Genomic DNA, 15273 nt, shown 5'->3' on the forward strand with positions numbered 1-15273 from the left:
CGTCAAAGGAGTGATGGGTGACCAGCCTTGTCCGCGCGCGCCTGCGCGCCATCTCGATGCGCTCGGTTCGCGAGCGCCTGTACCGCTTCTTCAAGCAGCCGGCGTTCGCGCTCGGTTGCATGGCCATGCTCGCCGTCTCCGCGGCGCATGCCCAGGACTACAGCGGAAGCCCCGCCGTGGCTCCGTGGCTGGCGCAGCGGCAGGCCGTTGCCAGCGCTGCCGCGACTGCGACAGTCAATGTGACCGGGCTGTGGCATGGCAACCTGCAGGCCCCTGGCGATGCAACCGCCGCGGCATGGGAAGAGGAGTACGACCTGCGGCAGGACGATAGCGGCAACGTCACCGGAACCCGGAAGACGACGCCGCAGGCGAACGGCGCAACCAACTGGTACACCTGGTCCGTCACCGGCACGGTGTCCGGCAGCACCTTGACCTTGAGCGATGCGTCGGTGGTTGCGCGGGGTTCCGGCACGAACACGCCTTGCCAGACCACGTCCACTCTCAATGTGACGGCGGACGGGGCCAGTTTCAGCGGCACCTGGACGGCGGTGACCGGTTGCAAGCCGGGCACGGTCAGCGCCGTTCGCTTCGGCGGCGACGTGGCCAGGAATCTCGGCAGCGGCGCGCCGTGCGATGGCGGCCTGGGTTCGCCGGGCGGCGGCAGCGGCAGCGGTTCCGGTGCGAGTGGCAATGCCAATGGTTCGTCCTGCGCCGAGGCCATGGGTTCGCCCAAGGTCGGCGATCCGATCGATGCCGGCACGGGCAGCTACTACCTGCAGGAAGACGACTACACCGCCAGCTACTGGCTGACCTTCCGCCGCTTCTACAACAGCAGCGGCGCGGTGGCGCCGGCCAATCTCGGTTTCCGCTGGCGCCATAGCTTCGACCGCTCGCTGCGCCTGATCGGCACGCCGGTGGCGACCATCATCATGCTGCGGCCGGACGGCAAGCAGGAGACGTTCACCAAGTCGGGCAGCGCCTGGGTGACGGATCTTCCGGTGGACCAGCTCGCGGAAATCCGCGACGGCCAGGGCGTGCTTGCCGGCTATTCGGTGTTTATCGGCGGCAGCCGCGAAACGGAAACCTATGACAGCACCGGCAAGCTGATCCAGGTGCTTGGACAGGATGGCCAGGGCATCACGCTGACCTACAGCACGACGACGTCGACGTACTACCCCCGCTTGGGGCTGCTCAAGACCGTCACCGATTCCAAAGGCCGGAAGCTGACTTTCTACTACGACAGCTCCGCGCGCCTGAACTCCATTACGTTGCCGGACAATAAAACGCTTAACTACTACTACGTCACGGCCAGCAGCAACCTGGCCCAGGTGACGTATCCCGACTCCAACTATCGTCTCTATGGTTTCAACGAAGCCGCCTATATCGGGCAGACCAGCCTGCCCAATGCGATGACCGGCATCCAGGACGAGAACGGCGCGCGTTACGAGACCATCACTTACGACGACGCAGGCCGGGCAACCTCGTCCACCTTCGCCGGCGGCGTGGGCGCCACCCGGATTGCCTATAACGCCGACGGTTCCGCTTCCGTCACCTATCCGCTGGGTAATACGGTGAAGATCGGCATGTCGGCGGTCGCAGGGTTGGCGCGCGTCAGCTCCATGGACGCACCGTGCAGCCCCGATTGCGGGCAGCGCTGGAAGAGCCGCACTTACGACAGCCGTGGTTTTCCGGCGACGTATGTGGACTTCAAGGGCGTCACCACGCAGGTCACTTACGACCAGTACGGCTTGCTGCTGCAGACCGTCGAGGCGGTGGGCACCAGCGACCAGCGCACCACGACTACGGTGTGGGACAACCAGCTCCGGCGCCCGTTGAGCCGGCGCGTGCTGGATAGCCAGGGCCACGCGGTTGCCTCAACTGGGTGGGCATACAGCACGATGGGCCAAGTGCTGGCCTATTGCGAGATCGACCCGGGCGCCGCCTCCGCCGCGGGTTACACCTGCTCGAACACCGGCACGGCGCCCGAAGGCGTACGCCGTACCACCTATACCTATTGCACGGCCGTGGATGCCGTGCAGTGTCCGCTGGTCGGCCTGATGCTCAGCGCCACTGGTCCGCGTACCGATATCGCGCAGACCACGACCTATCAGTACTACCTCACCGACGGCACGCAGTGGCAGCACGGTGACCTCAAGTCAGTGACGAATGCGCTCGGCCAGGTCATTACCTTTGCTGCCTATGACAAGAGTGGGCGGCCCACGCGGACGGTCGATCCGAATGGGGTCATCACTGACCTGACGTACAAGTCCCGCGGATGGCTGCTCAGCCGCACGGTGCGCGCCAATGCCAACGGGTCGGCGTCCGCGAAGGATGCCGTCACCCAGTACGGTTACAGCAACGCCGGAAACGTCACCACCGTGACCGACCCGGACAATGTCACCGCCACCTACGGCTATGACTCCGCGCACCGCCTGACGCAGATCCGCAACGGCAACGGCGAGTATGTGAACTTCACGCTGGACGCGGCGGGCAACCGCATCAAGGAACAGGTGGCGAATGCCAACAACGGCGTCGTGACGCGGAGCCTGACCCGCTCGTACAACACCTTGGGGCAGCTTACGGGCGTGCAGGACGCACTCAATCGCAGCGTCATGAGCGCGGCGTATACGGACAGCTACGACGCCAACGGCAATCTGGTGCATGCGGCCGACGGCTTGAATGTCCAGCTCAGGCGCGACTATGACGCTTTGAATCGCGTGGTGGGAGCGACCGAGGATTTCAACGGCAGCGATCAGGCGACGCGCAATGCGCAGACGGTGTATCAGTACGACGCGCTCGGCCGGATGGCGGGCGTTGGCGATCCGGATGCGCTCAATACGGTGTACGACCACAATGCCTTTGGCGATCAGGTGGGGCTGCATAGTCCGGATACGGGCAATTCCAGCGCCATCGTCGACAAGGCGGGTAACGCCATTTCGGTGACTGACGCGCGTGGCGTCCAGGTCACCCAGACGTTCGATGCCTTGAACCGGCGCACTTCGGCGACGTACCCGCAGACGGCTGACAATGTCGCCTGGTACTACGACGAGGCCGATAGCGTCACGGGCTGCACGGGTTCGTATCCCATTGGTCGCTTGACCCGGGTCGTGGAGGCCAATGTCACCACGATCTATTGCTACGACGTGCGCGGCAACGTGGTGCGCAAGAGTCAGACGCAGGGCACGCAGACGGATGTGGTGGCTTATACCTATACCCTCGCCGATCGGCTGGCGACGCTCACTTATCCCAGTGGCGTGGTGGTCACCTATACGCGGGATCTCGTAGGAAGGGTGCAGTCGGTGGCGCTGACGACCGCGGGTACGACGAACACGATCGTCGACTCAGTCAGCTATATGCCGCTCGGCCCCATAACGAGCTACATGCTGGGGAAGATTGGCTACAGCAAGCAGGTTACGCGCACCTACGATGCGAATTATGCGTTGACCGATGTTGTGAGCGCGCCGCTCAACCTGCATTTCGCCAGGGATGTGATGGGCAATATTACGGCGCTTGGCGATGTGGCGGGGGCCAGTCCGGCTACGGAGACGTATCGCTATGACGCGCTGTATCGGTTGAAATCCATCAATGATGCAACTGGCGCAGCGATTGAGTCCTACACCTATAACAAGACTGGCGACCGCTTGAGTAAGACTGCCAGTGGCCTAGCCACCGGCACTTACGGTTATCAGAGCGGCACGCATTGGCTCACCAGCATTGGCAGTAGTGCGCGCAGTTACGACGCAAACGGCAACACCACGGGGAGCTCCTCGGGTGGCGATGCGTTTGGTTATGGCTATAACGGGCGGAACCGGATGACGGTGGTGCAGCGGAATGGTCAGACCGTGGCTAACTATAGTTACAACGCGATGGGGCAGCGTGTGGCCAAGGCGGCGACGGCGCCGCAGGCGGTGAGCGAGCGTTTCACGTATGACGAGGGGAGTCAGCTGCTGAGTGAGTACGGCACGACGAATCGGGACTACATCTCGATGGACGGGCTGCCGGTAGCGGTTGTCGATGGTATTGGGGCGGCGGTGAAGGTGAATTATGTACTCGCGGACGGATTAGGCACGGCGCGGGTGGTGAGGGATGATTCGAGCGTGGTGCAGTGGCAGTGGGCCTACCAGAGCAACGCGTTCGGTGAAGCCCAGCCGGTGTCTGCAACAGGTTATACGTTCAATCCGCGATTCCCTGGGCAGTACTACGACGTAGAGACGGGATTGCGTGACAACGTTAATCGCACCTACGACCCCTCCGTTGGGCGATATATCCAGAGCGATCCAATCGGCCTGGATGGCGGTTTGACTACATACGGCTATGTAGGTGGCGCCCCATTGGGAGCGGTGGACTCACTGGGTCTACAGGTCAACCTAAATCTCTTTAAGCCTGGAACGCCCGAGTATGATCAAGCTCAGAATATTCAGCCTATCCCTGGAACGTACATCGTGGCTGCCCACGGCACTCCTGTTTGGGTATGGGGCCCAGACGGAAAGACAATAAATCCCACGAGATTGGCAGATATGGTCAAGCGAGATCCTGCTTATCACCAGGGCGATGACGTGCTGCTGCTCGCATGCAATACAGGGGCTCGTCCTGATGTGAATGCTCCAGATAGAACGCGATGGAGTCACGTTCCTTTTGCACAGTATTTCGCCAATAAGATTGGCGCGAACGTCAAGGCTCCTAACAATTTTGGGTGGCTCTGGTCACATGATGGGCGCGTTGACTTCTTCGTTTCGTCAGCCAACGATCCTTCTATAAATTGGCTCAACCAGTCGGGTGCCAATCTATCTGGACCCAAGTTGCCGCCGAATGGCGATCTAGTTCCATTTACCCCAAAGGATTGACGTATGAAGACGATCTTTTTTTTGTTTGTTTTATTCGTCGGATTCTCTGCTTTCGCGCAATCGCAGGGTCCTAAGAGTTCGGACAAGATTGTTTCGGCCGTATCAAGTCTGAACCTTCGTCCCGATGAGGTTATCAAGCTCTCAGAGGACGGCTGGAATGGAGCCGGCGAGGCTGCTCTCAGGCTTTCCATGTATTACGCCAGCGTGAAGCTTGACCTGGACAGATCAGATTATTGGATGACTATCGCTGCTGAGAATGGCAATGCGGTGGCGCAGTACAACGTCTGGGCTCGGCTGAGCGAAAGCAGCAATGCCGATGATAAGAAGAGAGCGATCTTTTGGCTTAGGAAGTCGGCGATGCAAGGTGATCCTGATGCAAGGCTAGAGCTGCAGAAGATCGAAAAGTCGATGTCACCGGGGTGAATTGGCCGGGCGCTAACGTCATAACGAATCGCCCATCAGCCGGGCGGTAATAGGGACGGGTGACGTTAAATCTCAATGGACACTAATAGCCCGGGAGCCATGGGGGATCCCATGACGCGGAAAAATCAAACTATCTCTCGAGTGTTGGCTGCCCTAATGCTCAGCTCTGTTGTGCTCATCGGGTGTGCAGCCCACGCCACACAGGAGACGGTGGCTCCAACGCCAGGCGAGCGCTTTTCAATCAGTCAATCCGAGCTTCCAAAGGTAAAAGACCAGGCAGCGAAAGGCGATGTGAGCGCCATCAATAAGCTGGCTGACTATTACATGCTCTATCTGGGAGACGAAGATCAGGGCATCTCGTGGCTTGAGCGCCTCGGCGACACTGGCGACCTTGAAGCAAGGAAGAACGTCTTGACCATCTATCAACGACACCCGTCGGCGAACAACACTAAGCATTTAGAGCTTCTGAAGTCGCGTTGGGGCATGTAAAGACAACAGGACTGCCACCTAGGAGAGCTATGAATGCGCTCTGTCGGAAGCAGATGCTGTGCGGCATCTATGCGTGGTACGAGCTGGCAATCAGGGATGACAAGTCTCTCTCCTCACTGGGATCGTGATGACCATCGAAGATGACCGCGTCGTCGACTCGCTTGGAATATCCAAGTTGGACCGAAAGGCAGTCCTTCTGATTTCCGATCACCTCGATTGGGAGGATGAGGAGGGGCATGTTCGCCTGTTCGAGCGCAAGATTTCCTGCTATCTCGATTTCATCCGATCCGGCCAGATCTTTGAGTCGCTTCCCGGCGCAGTGGGCTTGCCGATTCGTATCGAATTGGTGCAGCAGTACAAGCCTAGCGAGAGCGCGTTGCGCATTCTCAATGCCGCCAAGCAGCAGTTGGGCGAGATGGGATATGAATTCTCGTTTCATCCTCTTCCCGCCGGTTATCGCCGACCGTCTTGAGTGAGTGTCCTGGCCGGCATATATCGGGCAGAAATTTTTTTGGCCAACATCGAGCGATGCCGCTGCCTGCCCTGAGCGCAAAGTTCGCCAGACTCCTCAGCACCCTCCTCAAGGCGGCATCACTGCTGACGGTCCTGTTCGCCGATCTGTACGTGGCTTACCTGACACAAAAGATGAAAGCGCAAAGCGGCATCCCTTCAGGATTTCGTATCAACCCGGGAAGTAGGCAAGGCTGGGGGAACCCCAACATGCGATGGTCGTCGCATTGTTGGGGTTCGCTTTGCTCACCCCAACCTACGCTGGCGGTTGTGTGGTTTCGTGCTGTAACTGCAACCACTGCACCCGGCCATGCGCCAGCATCGCGCAACGCGTGCCCATGTCGATAAACGTGGCGATGCCTTCCAGCATTACCGGCAAATGCTCCGTGTCGACTTCGCCGCCTTCGCGCGCCATCCCGGCCAGTACTCGGATGGCGTTGTAGGCGTACTGCAGCCACTCCGTGGCGTCGTTCAACAAAGCGTCCGGCCCGGCGTCGGGGTCGGAGTAATAAGAGGTATGGCGGACCATCCACGGTTCGCCGAAAACGTCGTTCATAAGCAGCTCCTTGCTATACGCCGCTCCCGTTCCGAGAACGGCACGTCGCCAGAACAGCACGGCGTGCCGCGACCATACGGACTCGGGATTGACCGACAGCCCAAAGCATGGGCGCCGGGCGGCTTGATTGATGAAGTGGGTTGCGGCTTCGGTCGCTTTCGCCGTTGCACAAGGCAACGCGCCGGGTTTCGCGGCTAGGATTTATTACCTGCGAAAACTCTTAGACCGCGGTTCTTCAACCGTGCCCGCGGTAGAAGCGGACGGCCCGATTAGTCGGAGGGTGTGTCGCCCTGGGGATCGGCGAGCGTGCGAATCCCGTATGATCTGGGTTAGCCATGATCAATTCCTTAGACAATTGGTTGTGGTTAGCGGGTCAGGGGTGTCTCACCACCCTTGGCCCGCGCTCTCACGACATTGCTGCCATGGTTGCCCGCGACGCGCATCGAAACCACAGCGTGGGCAACGCAAACACGCTAGCAGAGCAATTTAGGGTTGTCTGTAGGGAGAATCCGATTTGTAGCGCCGTCATTCCGGCGTAGGCCGGACGAGCGCGCAGCGCGAAGAACGTCCGTAGGGCGGCCCCGAAGGGGTGAGCGAAGCGAATCATCCAGTGGCGACAGCGCTCGATTGTCGCGGTAGCGTCAACAGCGCGGCCTTGAAGCACGTCGCTCCATCTAGCGCCCCGTTACTGGATCCCGGCCTGCGCCGGGATGACGGTGTTGTGGGGCTGCGATAGCTGGGTGGGTTCTATCTTCGATACGCCGCCTCACGCGCCTGCTGCAACTGCTCACGTAGATACGCATCGCGACTCATGCCGCCAGGAATCACCGGCATCGCCATCACCGCCTCCACGATGCGCCGCTCATCCTGCTTGTAACGCTGAAACTGCGGATCGGCCGCCAGCTGCTGCAACCAGGCCTGGTTTGCCTGATCCGCCTGCGCGCGGAACTGCTCACCCAGCGCGTTGAGCGCATCGGCCTGCTCCTGCGGATCGTCCACCGTCACCCGCACCAGGGCGATCTGCAGGTTCATCGACTCGCCCGCGCTGATCGAACGATCCGCCTCGCGCTGGCGCAACTCCTCACGCAAGGCGTCCGCCTGGCGCTGACGTGCCACCGGATCCAGCGAACGTGCGCGAGCGAAGAAGTCGTGCACGTCGTCGCCAAAACGCTCGCGTTCCCGATACTCGCGTACCACCGCACTGTCCGCCATCGCCGCCACCGGTGGCGGCGCAGCTACCGTTGCAGCGGCACGCACCGGTGCCGCCGGATGCGGCCCCGGCCAGGCAAGCCAAAGCCCGCCCAGGCCGAGGCCACACACAGCCACCACGGCAACCACAGGTTTCATCCGTCTCACCTCACAACCCGTTACTGAGCAACTGATTCACCAGCACATACAGCGGATTCACCGGCTTCGCCCGGTCCGCCGCATCGCTGGCCTCCGAGGCGTGCAGTACGCGCCCCTGTCCATCCAGCACGTTGTTGATAAAGTCGATCAGCTCCAGATGCTGATCCTGGATATCGCCATTGCGCAGATCCACGATGGTGGTGCAGTGGCTCTCGTTGAGCGAGCGGTACTGCGGGAAATAACCGCCGAAGTTATTCAAGCCATCGGTGGTCTGGCGCAGCCGGCTGGTGTCGATCGCCCACAGCTGGTGAATCAGCCGCTCCTTGGTTGCCTCGTCCGGCGCATTGGCGATCTCCGGATAGAAGCGCTCATACGAATAGCTGGAGTAATTGAGGTCCTGCCAGAAATGCGTATGGCCCAGGCGGTCGTTCGGAAACTCCGCCGACAGTGCAGGATAGATGCTGCCCATGTCGCTGCGATCGAACGTGGGCAGGTAATGCTGCAGCGTATTCAGCGGCCCGTTCGCTGCATCCAGGCCCCAGGCCTGGCGGATCTGCGCGAACAGCGGTGCGGATGGATAATCCGCCGAACTGCCGCCCGTCGGTGCGGAGAAGATCGGCCCGGAATCATCGAGCAGGAACGAACGCGGCGAACCCATATCCTTGCGGCGTGCCGCATAGTTGGTAAGGCTGCCGGTGCCGCCAGCGCTGCAACCGGTGGAAAGCATCTGGCCGGGCCGCGGCAAATGATCCTTCAGCCACGCCAGCATCGCGCGCTCATTGCGCAGGCCGTTGTGATGCCAGATCAACGGCTCATGCTGCCCGCTCGGATCCGGATACACCGCCACCCGGTCGCCCGAATAGATGTCGCCGGTGCAATACGGCGCATAGACGATATTCCACTGCTGCGTCTTCAATGGCTGCAATTGCGGCAACTCGCCATTGAGCAGGTTCACCAGGTCCAGCAGATTGAGCCGCCCCACGAACGGGCTGACCAGCAGCGCGCCCGGGTTGTTGATGGTCATGTAGTTATCGGGAATGCCATTAGGGTTGCGCGCACCGCGAATACCCGACTGGCCGGTGCAACTGCCGTAATCCCAGCAGGCGCCGCCGCCTTCCATATAGACCACGGTATTGGTGGTCTGCGCGCTGCGCAGCAGGAAGAATTTATACGGCGAACCATTGCCGCAGATCGCCCCGGTTTCCGGCGCCAGTTGAATGGTCTGCCATTGATCGTAAGCACCGGGCTTGAAGCCATCGGCAAAACCCGCCGGGTTGCTCAATAACGGGTAAGGCCCCAATCGCTGATCCGGCGTCACCGGATGATCGGCCTTCGGCGGGCTGATCAGGTTGAGCAGCACCTGCAGCGGCGTGTAATCGCCTTCTTCGGCGTGCAGCACGGGCGCGGCATTGCAAAGCAGAAAGCCGCCCAGCAGGGCAGCCAAGGATGTGCGGCGTAGGGACATGTCGGCTCCTCCGAATCCAATCGGCACGAGATACGTGGGTCACGATCGCGTAATGCCCGGTGGTTCACCGGTACGGGCCATGCTCCCCTGGCCCGATCGACGGAGCAGACGCCTTGCGGCGGCACGCCACAAGCAAGATTGCGTGAAAACCGGGCAGGTCGGCTGCATTGCCCCCCGCACTTGTCCGGCTTGCCCCCCGCGCAGCTCAGTCGCCGGCGTGGCGTGCGTTCTGCGGCGGCATGCCGGTCCAGCGTTTAAACGCACGCCTGAATTCGCGCGGGTCGCTGAAGCCGATTTCCGAACCGATCTCCGCCACGCTCAACTGGCCGGCGCGCAGCAGTTCCAGTGCGCGTTCGGCGCGCACGCGGTCGTGGATCTCGCGGAAGATGCGGCCGCTCTCGGCCAGCTTGCGGCGCAGCGAGCGTTCGCTGAGGTTGAGCGTGCGCGCCACGTCCAGCAGGCGCGGCTGCTGGCGCAGGCGGCTGCGCAGCAGGCGTTCCACCGCGGCGACGATCTCCTGGTGCGGCTCGCCGCCATCGGGCGTCAGCTGCTGCGCGCACAGCGCGAGCGCCTGCTTCGCGGTGAGCGGATTGTGGCCGGGCAGCGGGCGCGCCAACCACGGCGTGCCGATCAGCAGGCGGCATTGCGGCGTGCCGAAGCGCACTTCGCATTCGAACAGTTCTTCGTAGGCGCGCGCGTACGCCGGGCGCGGATAGCCGAACTCCGCGCGCACCGGGCGCAGCTCGGGGCCGACCAGTTCGCGCGCAATCATCAGGCAGCTGGCGAACAGTTCCTCGCAGAAGAACGGCAGCAATTCGGTGTCGCCGAAGCGCGGCCACGCCACCAGCGCCACTTCGCGCTCGCTGAGCTGCTCGAAGTTGAGTTCCAGCAGGCAGCCGCAGATCTTGTGGTGGGCGATGCCGGCGAGCATGGCGTCGCCCAGCGTGCGCGAGGTCATCATGGCCAGGCCGAGCAGGCCGAAGCCGCCGATGGTGCCTTCGCGGCCGATGCGCAGGCCGGCGTCGGGCACGTCCAGCGCCTGCAGCGCGCGCCGCGCGAACAGGCTGGCCTGGCGGTAGGAAACGCGCAGCGCGGGGTCGGCGATCTGGGTGCGGCTGAGCGCCAGGCCGGCGAACCAGGGACGGCTGTCCACGCCCAGGGCGTCGGCCATCTGCGCCAGGTAAAGCAGCTTGTTCGGCGGGAACTCGGCGGCCGTGTAGCGCGGGTCGTCCGCCAGCAGCGGATGCGCCGCGGACGGCGCCAGGCCGGCCAGGGTGGCGGGACGTGCCATCGTGCCTCGTGCTCCCCACGGTTGCCGGCGGCGGCCGGCGCGGAAGGCGTTTCTATAGCACGCACGGCAGGCCGGTGCTTGCGCGATGCACAAACCTTTGGCCCGCCTGCCTATTGTGATGGGACAAGAACCGCTGTGTGATGGGCGCTTGCCCCTGCCGGAGCCGAGCATGCGCCCGTCCCACTTCCATGCCCGCCACGCCGCGTGGCTGTTCGCCGCCGCGCTGGCCGGTTGCGCCGCGCCCGCCGCGAAGACCCCCATGCCTGCCGCGCAAGCAGCAAAGGGCTATCTCGCCGACCCTGCCGCCCTGCACATGGCCGAGGTGCTGCCCGCCGCGCCGAAAGCCGGCTCCGCGCGCTACGAGGCGGACCGCCAGGTATTCCGCGACACCCGCAAGCTGGAAGGCACGCCGCGCTGGGCGCTGGCCACCAGCGACGTCAACCTCGAAGTGCCCGACATGCTGCGCGACTTCAGCTGCGCGATGGGCGTGACGATGGATCCCGCGCGCCTGCCGCGCCTGGCGGCCCTGCTCAAGCGGGTGGACGAGGATGGCGTCCGCGTCACCGATCCGGCCAAGCAAGCCAACCAGCGCCAGCGCCCGTTCCTGATCGACGAGGGCGCCGTCTGCCAATCAAAGGACCGCCTGCGCCGCAGCTTCGACTATCCGTCCGGGCATGCCACCTGGGGCTGGACGGTGGGCCTGATCCTCACCGAGCTGGCGCCGGACCGCGCCAACGACGTGCTGCTGCGCGCCCGCTCCTTCGCGGACAGCCGCGTGGTGTGCGGGGCGCATAACTTGAGCGCGATCCAGGCCGGCCAGATCAATGGCTCGGCGATCGTGGCGCGGCTGCATGCGGAGCCGGCGTTCCAGGCGGATATGGCGGCGGCGCGGGAAGAACTGGCGGCGTTGCGCGCGGCGGGCACGCCGGTGGACGGCGGGCAGTGCGCGGCGGAGCATGCGTTGATCGAGCAGGCGCCGTACTAGCAGCGCTCATGGTGAATCCCTTCTCCCCGTCGGGGAGAAGGTGGCGGCAGCCGGATGAGGGGCGGGGCTCGCGGAAAGGGATCGACAGGGCGTCGCTCGCTTTCTGCTCCCGCTTCTACGCTTCGGCCGGCCCCTCACCCCAACCCTCTCCCCGGAGGGGAGAGGGGGCCAGGTGGTGGCAAGACGTGCGGGCTTACTCGCCGATCGTCAGCAGCGACGCATTGCCGCCCGCCGCCGTGGTGTTGATGGTGAGCGTGCGCTCGCCCGCGAAGCGGAACAGGTAGTGCGGGCCGCCGGCCTTCGGGCCGGTGCCGGACAGGCCTTCGCCGCCGAAGGGCTGCACGCCGACCACCGCGCCGATCTGGTTGCGGTTGACGTAGCAGTTGCCGACGCGGGCGCGGCTCTGGATGAATTCCACGGTGTCGTCGATGCGGCTGTGGATGCCCAGGGTGAGGCCGTAGCCGGTGGCGTTGATCTGGTCGACCACCTTGTCCAGCTCGCTGCCCTTCCAGCGGATCACGTGCAGCACGGGGCCGAAGATTTCGCGGGTGAGCGTGGCCAGGCCGGGGATTTCATAGGCGCGCGGGGCGAAGAAGGTGCCGTTGGCGGTGGCGGCGGGGTCGAGCGCGACTTCGCCGATCTTCTTCGCTTCCTTGTCCATGCGCGCGGCGTGGTCGACCAGGATCTTCTTCGCGTCCTCGTCGATCACCGGGCCCACGTCGGTGGACAGCTGCGAGGGGTCGCCCACCTTCAGCTCGGCCATGGCGCCGGCCAGCATGGCGCAGACCTTGTCGGCGATGTCTTCCTGCACGTACAGCACGCGCGCGGCGGAGCAGCGCTGGCCGGCAGACTGGAAGGCGGAGGAGATGGCGTCCTTGACGATCTGCTCGGGCAGGGCGGAGGAGTCGGCGATCATCGCGTTCTGGCCGCCGGTCTCGGCGATCAGCGCGGCGATCGGCGCGTTGCGCGCGGCCAGGGCGCGGTTGATCGCCCAGGCGGTTTCGGTGGAGCCGGTGAAGGCCACGCCGGCCACGCGCGGGTCGCGGGTGAGCGCGGCGCCGACGGTGGCGCCGTCGCCCGGCAGGTACTGCAGCACGTCGGCCGGCACGCCGGCTTCGTGCAGCAGCTGCACGGCGGCATGGCCGATCAGGCTGGTCTGCTCGGCGGGCTTGGCGATCACGCTGTTGCCGGCGGCGAGCGCGGCGGCGACCTGGCCCAGGAAGATGGCCAGCGGGAAGTTCCACGGGCTGATGCAGACGAACACGCCACGGCCGTTCAAGAACAGCTGGTTGCTCTCGCCGGTGGGGCCGGGCAGCTGCTCGGGCTGGCCGAAGTAGCGGCGCGCCATGGTGGCGTAGTAGCGCAGGAAGTCGGCCGCCTCGCGGATTTCGGCGATGGCGTCGGGCAGGCCCTTGCCGGCTTCGCGCACGCACAGGGCGATGAACTCGCCGCGGCGCGCCTCGAGCTGCTCGGCGGCGTGCTCCAGGATGGCGGCGCGGCTGGCGGCCGGCAGGCGGTCCCAGCCGTGCTGCGCGGCGACGGCGTTGGCCAGGGCCTTCTCCACCGTGGCGCTGTCGGCGCTGACGTAGCTGCCCACCACCTGGCGGCGGTCGGCGGGATTGGTCACCTGCACGGTGGGGCCGGCGCTGGTGGCGCCCGGGACCAGCGGCGCGGCGGTCCACGGGCCCGACTTGGCGTTGACCGTCTCGGCCAGGGCCTTCAGTTCGTTGTCGTTGGAGAAATTGACGCCCATGGAATTCTTCCGAAGTTCACCGTAAAGATTCACCGGCAGCGGAATGCGCGGGTGGGGAATGGATGCGAACGAGCGCACCGTTTCGCAGGGATCGGCCACCAGCTCGCGCACCGGCAGGCTTTCGTCCACCACGCGGTTGACGAAGCTGGTGTTGGCGCCGTTCTCCAGCAGGCGGCGCACCAGGTAGGGCAGCAGGTCCTCGTGGGTGCCGACCGGCGCGTAGACGCGGCAGGGCACGTTGAGGTTCTGTGCACCGATCACTTCGGCATACAGATCGGTACCCATGCCGTGCAGGCGCTGGTACTCGTACGGGCGGCCCTTGGACAGGTGATGGATGGCGGCGATGCTGTGCGCGTTGTGCGTGGCGAACTGCGGATAGATCAGTTCCACGCCGGCATCGAACAGCTTGCGCGCGCAGGCCAGGTACGACACGTCCGTATTGGGCTTGCGCGTATACACCGGATAGCCCGGCAGGCCGTTCTCCTGCGCGCGCTTCACCTCGGCGTCCCAGTAGGCGCCCTTGACCAGGCGCACGTACCAGCGGCGGCCGGAGCCGCGGGCGGTCTCGATCAGCCAGTCGATCACGAACGGGGTGCGCTTGGAGTAGGCCTGCACCACGATGCCGAGACCGTTCCAGCCGGCCAGCGAGGGATGCGCGAAGACGTCGCCGAGGATGTCCAGCGACAGTTCCAGGCGGTCGGCTTCTTCCGCGTCCACCGACAGCGCGATGCCGTGCTTCATGGCCAGCTGGGAGAGTTCCAGCAGCTTGGCGGTGAGGTCGCGGCGGGCCAGCTCGCGCTTGGCCACTTCGTAGCGCGGATGCAGGGCCGAGAGCTTGACCGAGATCGACGGCGCGTCGGTGTGGTTGGCAAACGGGCCGCGCGCGCCGATGGCGGCGATGGCGTTGCGGTAGTCCTGCTGATAGCGCTCGGCGGTCTCGCTGGTGAGCGCCGATTCGCCGAGCATGTCGTAGGAATAGCGGTAGACCGCGTATTCCTTCTGCGCGCAGCGGTCCAGCGCCTCGTTGATGGTGCGGCCCATCACGAACTGGTGGCCCATGATGCGCATGGCCTGGCGCACGGCCAGGCGGATCGCCGGCTCGCCCGCGCGGCCGACCAGGCGGCGCAGGGCGCCGGTGAAGTCGTGGCGGGTGTCCTCGGCCAGGTTGACCAGCTTGCCGGTGAGCATCAGGCCCCAGGTGGAGGCGTTGACGAACAGCGACTCGCTCTGGCCCAGGTGCTTCTTCCAGTTGGCGTCGCCCAGCTTGTCGCGGATCAGCTTGTCGGCGGTGGCCTTGTCGGGGATGCGCAGCAGGGCCTCGGCCACGCACATCAGCAGCACGCCTTCCTCGCTGGAGAGGTCGTACTGGCGCATGAAGGATTCGACCGCGCTCTGGTCCTTGGCGCGGGCGCGCACACGGGTGACCAGGTCGGCGGCGAGGTCGATGACTTTTTCGCGCTCGGTGGGCGGCAGGCTGGCCTGCACGAGCAGGTCGTTGACCGCTTCGGTCTCGTCGCGCAGCCAGGCGGCGGTGATGCGCGCGCGGGCCGGTTCCGCGCCGGTCGGGAGTTCGGGGCTGAGGATGGGCTGGATCACGGGAGGTCGATGGG

The 15273-nt window shown here is 64.4% G+C and carries 10 protein-coding genes; 5 read left to right on the forward strand and 5 right to left on the reverse strand.

Annotated features, from left to right (window positions below):
• The first annotated feature begins 17 nt into the window (after positions 1 to 17).
• The 4 genes from FHW84_RS06430 to FHW84_RS06445 all read left to right on the forward strand — a co-directional run bounded on the left by FHW84_RS06430 (position 18) and on the right by FHW84_RS06445 (position 6228).
• Positions 18 to 4844 (forward strand): RHS repeat-associated core domain-containing protein, encoded by a 4827-nt coding sequence (locus FHW84_RS06430; RefSeq protein ID WP_167253542.1) that lies wholly within the window; start codon positions 18 to 20, stop codon positions 4842 to 4844.
• A 3-nt stretch (positions 4845 to 4847) separates the two neighbouring features.
• Complete coding sequence (locus FHW84_RS06435) at positions 4848 to 5267, forward strand: sel1 repeat family protein (protein WP_167253545.1); 420 nt, start codon at positions 4848 to 4850, stop codon at positions 5265 to 5267.
• A gap of 111 nt (positions 5268 to 5378) precedes the next feature.
• A complete protein-coding gene (locus FHW84_RS06440; RefSeq protein WP_167253547.1) occupies positions 5379 to 5756 on the forward strand; it encodes a hypothetical protein in 378 nt (125 codons plus the stop codon).
• 127 nt (positions 5757 to 5883) lie between these two features.
• Positions 5884 to 6228, forward strand: a complete 345-nt coding sequence (locus FHW84_RS06445; RefSeq protein ID WP_167253549.1) for a DUF6572 domain-containing protein — start codon at positions 5884 to 5886, stop codon at positions 6226 to 6228.
• Positions 6229 to 6522: 294 nt separating this feature from the next.
• Here the strand turns inward: FHW84_RS06445 and FHW84_RS06450 are convergent, their stop codons facing one another.
• The 4 genes from FHW84_RS06450 to FHW84_RS06465 form a co-directional block, all read right to left on the reverse strand.
• Positions 6523 to 6822, reverse strand: coding sequence for a hypothetical protein (locus FHW84_RS06450; RefSeq protein WP_167253551.1), 300 nt, complete (start codon positions 6820 to 6822; stop codon positions 6523 to 6525).
• Positions 6823 to 7569: 747 nt separating this feature from the next.
• Positions 7570 to 8169, reverse strand: coding sequence for a hypothetical protein (locus tag FHW84_RS06455; RefSeq protein WP_167253553.1), 600 nt, complete (start codon positions 8167 to 8169; stop codon positions 7570 to 7572).
• Positions 8170 to 8179: 10 nt separating this feature from the next.
• Positions 8180 to 9634: a pectin acetylesterase-family hydrolase gene (locus FHW84_RS06460; protein ID WP_167253555.1), complete on the reverse strand. Its 1455-nt coding sequence runs from the start codon at positions 9632 to 9634 to the stop codon at positions 8180 to 8182.
• Positions 9635 to 9839: 205 nt separating this feature from the next.
• The gene (locus tag FHW84_RS06465; RefSeq protein ID WP_167253557.1) at positions 9840 to 10925 is read right to left on the reverse strand and encodes an AraC family transcriptional regulator; all 1086 of its coding nucleotides are present in this window, start codon (positions 10923 to 10925) and stop codon (positions 9840 to 9842) included.
• A 169-nt stretch (positions 10926 to 11094) separates the two neighbouring features.
• On the opposite strand from FHW84_RS06465, the gene FHW84_RS06470 reads away from it, so the two are divergent.
• Positions 11095 to 11910: a phosphatase PAP2 family protein gene (locus tag FHW84_RS06470; RefSeq protein ID WP_167253559.1), complete on the forward strand. Its 816-nt coding sequence runs from the start codon at positions 11095 to 11097 to the stop codon at positions 11908 to 11910.
• A gap of 193 nt (positions 11911 to 12103) precedes the next feature.
• Here the strand turns inward: FHW84_RS06470 and putA are convergent, their stop codons facing one another.
• Positions 12104 to 15259 (reverse strand): bifunctional proline dehydrogenase/L-glutamate gamma-semialdehyde dehydrogenase PutA, encoded by a 3156-nt coding sequence (putA, locus tag FHW84_RS06475; RefSeq protein ID WP_167253562.1) that lies wholly within the window; start codon positions 15257 to 15259, stop codon positions 12104 to 12106.
• Between the last annotated feature and the right edge of the window lie 14 nt (positions 15260 to 15273).

The sequence above is a fragment of the Dyella sp. SG562 genome, from assembly GCF_011759495.1.
GTDB classification, from domain to species: domain Bacteria; phylum Pseudomonadota; class Gammaproteobacteria; order Xanthomonadales; family Rhodanobacteraceae; genus Dyella_D; species Dyella_D marensis.